The organism is Companilactobacillus paralimentarius DSM 13238 = JCM 10415 (assembly GCF_001434985.1).
Lineage (GTDB): Bacteria > Bacillota > Bacilli > Lactobacillales > Lactobacillaceae > Companilactobacillus > Companilactobacillus paralimentarius.
This window is the reverse complement of sequence record NZ_AZES01000121.1, coordinates 1-6,896: the sequence shown is the minus strand read 5'-3', so window position 1 is coordinate 6,896 and position 6,896 is coordinate 1. Positions and strand designations below refer to the sequence as shown.

Here is a 6,896-nt window from a genome sequence, read left to right as displayed (position 1 = left end):
TATGAGTTCTTTTTTATTTTCTTCTTACTCGTTGCACTTCAATTGTAAATTCGTCGACCAAATAGTCAGTTTTGATTATCGTCAAGGCAATATGGATGATATATTTTTAAATCTGACAGGGAGAGAGGTCGAATAGGATGAAAAGTTTAATTGAGCGTAATTTAAGATTGTTCTTCTCTAGTAAAAGTAAAGTTTTCTTCTCATTATTGGGAGCGTTGATTTCATTTGTACTCTATTTAGTTTTTTTAAGACAGAGTATGCAAGAAAGTTGGTCAGCACTTAAAGATTCACAAAAAATATTAGATTACTGGTTGATAGGTGGAACGTTGACAGTCACGACAATAACCACTACCGGAGGTGCGATGACCAATTTAGTTAGTGATCGTGAAAGCAATCGATTAGCTGATTTAGTTTTAACTGATACCTCCTACACTAAAATTACGTTATCCTATCTATTGAGTGCTTGGATAATTGGTTTTATTATGCAAGGTTTTATGTACGCCAACATGCAAGTTTACTTCATGATTCAGGACAAGATAAGTTTTGATGGAGTAGTTTTTCTAAAGTTATTAGGATTGATGATTTTAAGTAGTTTATTGTGGTCAGCGATCAATCTCTTGATTTTTACTTTTGTAAAGACATCTGACACCTTTGGAAAAATCAATACGATTATTGGAACTGCAGCTGGATTCTTTGCGGGAGTTTATTTTCCTATAGGAGCTATGCCTACTTTTGCTAAATCATTAATTAAATTAACACCAGTCCCATATAATGCTGCAATTTATCGACAGGTAATGATGAATAAAGAACTGAATCATGCATTAAAAGGATTACCTGTGGATAAAGTTTTGGATTTCAAAAAATCAATGGGAATCGTTATTGGTAAAGGATTTTCCACAGAGACATATAACATGGGAATAACTTTTATAATTGTGATTGTCCTAATTCTGGGACTTTATCGATATAATAAAAATGTAGTTCTAAATAAAGTTTAATTAGGAAAACTCATGAAAATAGAAATTAATTATCAACAAAAAGATGACATGCCGGTGGACAAAGCTAAAGTAACCGTTGAGGCACAAAGTTTTTCTGACGACGTCCAAAATTTGATGAAGACAATTGATAATTTGGATAATCATACTGATGTTGTACCGTTAGCGGTAGATGATCGTGTTGTTATGATTCAATTGGATGAGATTATTGCGATTGAAGTATACAAAAATGAATTAACGGTTTATACACAAGTCAAGGCGTATAAATTAAGGGGAAAATTGAAAGAAATGTATCAACGTCTGAATAATGGTGACTTTATCCAGATTTCTAAAAGTGCTGTGATAAATCTGAATCATTTGAGTTCATTGGAAGCGTCGTTTTCGGGTAATATGCTAGCTTTTATGGATAATGATGAAAAATTAACCGTTAGTCGTAAATATTTAACACAATTAAAAGAAAGCTTGGGGATGTAAGATGATAAGAAAACTTTTCCGTTATGGCTTGATTGGAATTCTGATTGGATCGTTGACCTATTTAGCAATTCTTATTATGCAGGGCACAACCACAGTTACACCTCAAAATATTTTTAGCATTTGGTTGATGAGTCTTTTTATTGGTTGGTTATCGATGATATTTGAATATGATTTGAATATTTTATTAGAAATAGTGATTCATTTTGTAGTGACTCTAGCTTTGGTAATAGCAATGACTTCTTATAACGGTTGGTTTGGTATTTTATCCAAACACAGTTGGAACAATCTGTTTATGTTTGTTATTATTTATATCTTTATTTGGTTAGGAATATATCTCAATCAAATGATTGATGCTAAGAAATTAACTAAATTAGTAAAAATGCGTAATAAAAAATCCTAAATGATCTTAAATCAGAAAAAGTGTGAATGTGCTTAAATTCTTACTACAGACTAAATAGCATTTCGCTTATTTTTCTTGAGATAAGTATGTTTAATACGTAATCATTGTAAAGTGATTTGATCTAGTAAACCAAAAACAACCTCTATTAAGAGATTCAAGTAAAGGAACATATCTTGAATACTTAATAGAGGTTGTTTTCTATTCTTTAAATTTTAGATAGTCAGTGATGACTTGTTGCCTTAAATTTGCGGTACCAACTGCATTTAATTTGTAGTCGGAATTAGTCAGATAGTCCGAATCTAACCACCAAGAATGAAGGTCGGACTCAGAAAAAGGTGTTTTCTTGAGAACATTAAACTTCAATGTGGTTTCAAAAGAAACATCTAAGTAATAGACCAAGACTCTAGGAGCAAAAGTTTTACACAGTTTTATCAACATTTCACCATAGACATCTTTTCTGAGAATTCCCTCGAGAATAACCACAGGATAATGTTGGTAACCAAATTTTACGATGGTTTCGATGAAATCAATAGCTGGTGTATTTGGATGATCGCTAGCATGTAGAATTTCTCTACGTAAAACGTCTTGTTGAACTAGCAAACATTTATCAGTGCCAAAATACTGTTGAAGGTTCTTGGCTAATGCAGTTTTGCCGCTACCAGAATTGCCACGAAGAATAATTAAAGTCGGTTGCATAATTTAAGCCTTTCAAACTACTTATTTACTTTATTCAGTTTACCATCTTCAATTTGCCAAATTGAGTCAACTAAATCGAGAATACGTTCATCGTGTGTGACCATCACAGCAGCTTTGTTTTGTTGGTGGACGGTTTCTTGGATAATCTGTACAACTTCACGACCACGTTTGGAATCCAGACTGGCTGTAGGTTCATCAGCTAAGATTAAATCAGGTTGATTGATAAAGGCTCTAGCAATAGCAACACGTTGCTTTTCACCACCAGAAAGGGCATTGGGATAACTGCTTAAACGATGTCCTAATCCTAATTGTTTGAGAATAGCAATGGCATCAGTTGATTTCTTATTAGAAATCTTTTGGATGAATTGTAGTTGCTCGGAAATTTTTAAATAAGGAATCAAATCAGAATTTTGGAAAATAAAACCAATCTCGTTTAAGCGAAGTTGAGTCTGCTGTTTTTTCGAAAAATGACTGATATCTTGATTGTTCAACAAAACAGTTCCAGAACTAGGTGAAAGCAAGGCACCCATGATTGTAAGCAGGGTACTTTTACCGGCTCCACTAGGTCCCATAATAGCTGCAAATTCACCCTTTTTCACTTGAAAGGAGATATCCTTCAAAACTTCATTGATATTTTCCCCATCGGGATAATTTTTGACAATATTTTTCAATTCTAAAACTGGCATTAATTGTTACCTCCGATAGCGTTGATAGGATCGACTTTGACAACTTTGATTAACGAGAGAAGGGCACTTAAGAGGGCGATACCGAGAAATAGTAGTCCAGTTCCTAATAGAGTCGTTAAACTGAGACTAAATGGCATTGAAGCCGGCATTTTGAGTTTGATCAAATAGGTTACCAAGAATGAGACGAGAATCCCACTTACAGACAATAGTCCCATTTCGGTTAAAACATGTCCAACTAAGTAACCAGTCTTGGTACCCAAAGCTTTGAGCGTTCCGAAATCACTGATTTTTTGTAGATTAATAATATAGAAGAAAACGGCGAGAACGAATAATGAAATGAGATATAGGAAACCAATCATCAAGTAAAGTGAACTCTGCTCAGCTGAATAACCAGGAATATTGTTAATTAAAGTCTGTTTACTGATAACTTGATAACCAGATCTCTTGGTTAAATTTTTCTTTAACGCAATAGCGTTGAAACTCTTGGAATCAGGTAGGATGTTTTGGGCCTGTTGATTGTTCAAATAAATAACCGGTGAATGTGAGTAGGACTCAGTATTTGTGAAGCCAGCAATTTTGAAAGTTTTGCCACTGTTTGAGTCCTTGAAACTGTCACCGACTTTGTAACCGTCAGATTCTAATTTACGACTGACATAGACTTGGTTACCATCGGTTTTCTTAACAGATTTAGGAGCAAGAAAACTGTCCTTATTTATAACAAAATAGGCAATATCTGTTTTCTTACTAGCATTGTTTTGTTTTTGAATTGTCATTTGAGCAACACTTAATTTTGTAACGTCGTTATGATATTTGTTTTGGAACTTTTGCCAATCTGGATCAGTTAATTTAGAGCGGTTTAATCGAGCCTGTGATCCCTTTTGTAAAATAAAAGTTTCAGCAGGAGTCTCTTTAATGGCTGAACCGCTATCGTTAGCCAAACCATTAGCTAATCCGGTAATGAAGAGAACGAGGAAAACAATCAAAAAGATGATTAATCCTAATGCACTAAATTTCCATTTATTGTGTCTGAGTTCCCTTAAAGTTAAATACATGATGTGTACCTCCTTGACTAATGGCTATATAATATTAAGAAGATGCTTTGTGAACAATAAACAAAGTTATTATTTTCGTGTCTTAATACACGAAAATGGCGAAGTTGTGTAGTAAAGGAGGGGACAAATTGAACGAGAATGATCGTCGAACTAGACGAACACAAAAATCGATCCGTGATAATTTCATTGATTTGATGTCAGTTATGCCAATTGAAGAAATAACGATTCAAAAGCTTACTGATAAAGCTGACATTAATCGTCGTACTTTTTATCTTCACTATGAAGATATTTACGATTTGCTTCATAAGACCGAAGATTTTGTCATGAATCGTTTTGGTGAAATACTGAAGGATTTCGAACCTCCCAATGAGGAAAGTGATATAGGGCCGCAATTCTTTAAGGTCGTCATGTCTTACATTGAAGATAATCAAAAAATGATTGGTGTCTTGTGCCGTAATCCCGATTCAGAATTGATGCAAAAATTGATCCAGTTGACTGTTACCAATGGTCAGCAAGTGATTCCTTTTTCAAATCAAGAAGAAGCTGAATATATTTTGAATTACTGTTGTTGGGGAATGGTAGGAGTTTTGCACACGGCGATGCGTAAAAAAGATTTTGATATCACTAAATTGTCGAATTTAGCAGATAAATTGTTAATATCAACAATTGAAATTGATAAATAATAAATAATTTAATTAAAGAAAACGTTTTTAGGCTCTATGTATATAAATTCAAAAGTGTAGAATATAAAATTGTGCTTAATATGTATATAAATTTATAGGAGCTTATTATGGAAGATTTAGAACCAAAAAAGAACTATATAAGCTGGCCTATTCTTGCCTTAATGGATTTCGTTACCGTAATTGGTTTTGATGATTTAACTTATAACTTCCAAAACCAAGGTATGGGTGTCATCACTTCATGGGTTATCATGTTATTTCTATATGTTATTCCATATTCATTAATGGTTGGTCAATTGGGATCAGTTTTCAATCATGAAGGTGGGGGACTTACTTCATGGGTTCGCGGTACTAGTGGTGAATTTCTAGGTTACTTTACTGCGTGGACTTACTGGGCAGCTTCAATTCCTTATGTTGTTGATACTGCTAATTCAATCGTTGTTGGACTCGGATGGGCCTACAACGGTAATGCCAAGATGCAAAGCCAAATGTCAAACGGTTGGTTTGCTTTTTGGACATTAGTAACTTTTATTGTCTTTATTTTTGTACAATCTCGTTTCAAACGCTCACTTGAAGTTTTGAGTACTATTGGTGGTATTGCCATGTTTGGAATGACTGTATTGTTTGTATTGATGACTTTTGCCGGACTTGCTGCTGGTGGTCATATTGCAACACAACCAATGAATCTTCATACCATCGTACCTAAGTTTGATCTTCACTATCTAACAACGATTGGTTTGTTGATTTATGCGGTTAACGGTGCTGAACTTATTGCACCTTTCGTTACAAAGATGCGTCATCCTAAGCGTGAATTCCCTAAAGCCATGATCATGTTAGCCGTTATGACGGCCTTCTTGACTATCTTTGGTTCATTCTCATTGGGTGTGTTCTTTGATGGATTCAACTTACCAAATGACTTGAAGATGAATGGTTCTTACTACGCATTCCAAGCCTTAGGTAAGCAATATCATATGGGTAATACTTTGATGTATATCTTTGCTTGGACTGAAGTATTTTACCTAGCAGCCTTGTTGGCAGTTCTATTGGACGCTATGACAAGAATGTTGATTTCTGATACAGGTGCTAAGTACATGCCTAAGGTCTTACGTAAAACTAATTCCAATGGCCTACCAGTTAATGGTTACTTATTAACTTGTGGTTTGAGTGCTTTCATCATGTTACTAGGTATTTTCTTACCAAGTATGAATGATATTTTCAATTGGCTATTAAACTTGAACGGAATTATTTCGCCAGGTGTTACTTGCTGGATCTTCTTTGCTTTCATTAAGATCAGACAAGACAGTCAAAAATTCCCTTCAGATTATGTCTATATTAAAAATGATAAATTAGCCCTAGCTGTTGGTTGGTGGTGCTTGATCATCACTGCCGTAGCTACAATCTTTGGTATCGGACCTCAAGATGTTAAGTTTGCTTCATCAACATGGTGGTACGAATTAGTAATTAACTTCGTTGCCATTATCGTCTTGATTGGTTTGGGTGTTGTCTTGCCATATGTAACACGTCGTGAGGGTAGAAGTACTACCGGTTCAGCCTTTACTCGTTTACAATGGACAGGAATCCTAGCTGCTTTGTTCCTAACAATTGTTGGTGACTTGGCTCTAGGTGGTTCTAATTATGAACATAACATTGTTTCAATTGTGCTTATTAGTGTAATTGGAATAGCTTTGGTTATTGCCTTTGGTTGGAAAGAATATAATCTAAAAGAGGCATAATAGAATTTATTAATTTCTTTCTTAGATTATCAAAATTAAAATAAACGGCATCTATTTAGGATAAACGTGTCTACACGTTTCTAAATAGATGTCGTTTTTTATTTCTGAATAAATAATATTAGATTAATTCGGCGAATTTTATAATCAAGTTAGCCACTTTCAATAAAAGCTCAAAATAAAAAC

Annotated in this window: 8 protein-coding genes; 5 read left to right on the top strand and 3 right to left on the bottom strand. The window is 34.3% G+C overall.

Annotated elements, in window-relative coordinates:
- Positions 1-137 precede the first annotated feature (137 nt).
- The 3 genes from FD33_RS10435 to FD33_RS10425 are packed head-to-tail and all read left to right on the top strand — an operon-like array spanning position 138 to position 1,866.
- Complete coding sequence (locus tag FD33_RS10435) at positions 138-995, top strand: ABC transporter permease (protein ID WP_056955958.1); 858 nt, start codon at positions 138-140, stop codon at positions 993-995.
- Positions 996-1,007: 12 nt separating this feature from the next.
- Positions 1,008-1,466 carry a LytTR family DNA-binding domain-containing protein gene (locus tag FD33_RS10430; protein WP_051564337.1) on the top strand — a complete coding sequence of 153 codons (459 nt, stop codon included), beginning with the start codon at positions 1,008-1,010 and terminating at the stop codon, positions 1,464-1,466.
- A 1-nt stretch (position 1,467) separates the two neighbouring features.
- The gene (locus tag FD33_RS10425) at positions 1,468-1,866 is read left to right on the top strand and encodes a DUF3021 domain-containing protein (protein ID WP_025086282.1); all 399 of its coding nucleotides are present in this window, start codon (positions 1,468-1,470) and stop codon (positions 1,864-1,866) included.
- A 198-nt stretch (positions 1,867-2,064) separates the two neighbouring features.
- Here FD33_RS10425 and FD33_RS10420 read toward each other — a convergent pair whose 3' ends face one another.
- From FD33_RS10420 to FD33_RS10410, 3 genes are read right to left on the bottom strand one after another with little or no spacing between them, the layout of a single operon-like run.
- Complete coding sequence (locus tag FD33_RS10420) at positions 2,065-2,562, bottom strand: zeta toxin family protein (protein ID WP_025086283.1); 498 nt, start codon at positions 2,560-2,562, stop codon at positions 2,065-2,067.
- 17 nt (positions 2,563-2,579) lie between these two features.
- Positions 2,580-3,248 carry an ABC transporter ATP-binding protein gene (locus FD33_RS10415; RefSeq protein ID WP_025086284.1) on the bottom strand — a complete coding sequence of 223 codons (669 nt, stop codon included), beginning with the start codon at positions 3,246-3,248 and terminating at the stop codon, positions 2,580-2,582.
- Positions 3,248-4,300: an ABC transporter permease gene (locus FD33_RS10410; RefSeq protein WP_025086285.1), complete on the bottom strand. Its 1,053-nt coding sequence runs from the start codon at positions 4,298-4,300 to the stop codon at positions 3,248-3,250. Before FD33_RS10410 ends, FD33_RS10415 begins: the two co-directional genes overlap by 1 nt.
- Before the next feature lie 128 nt (positions 4,301-4,428).
- Between FD33_RS10410 and FD33_RS10405 the strand changes: the two genes are divergently transcribed.
- A complete protein-coding gene (locus FD33_RS10405; RefSeq protein WP_025086286.1) occupies positions 4,429-4,983 on the top strand; it encodes a TetR/AcrR family transcriptional regulator in 555 nt (184 codons plus the stop codon).
- Between the two features lie 107 nt (positions 4,984-5,090).
- Positions 5,091-6,713, top strand: coding sequence for an APC family permease (locus tag FD33_RS10400; protein WP_025086412.1), 1,623 nt, complete (start codon positions 5,091-5,093; stop codon positions 6,711-6,713).
- Positions 6,714-6,896: the final 183 nt, after the last annotated feature.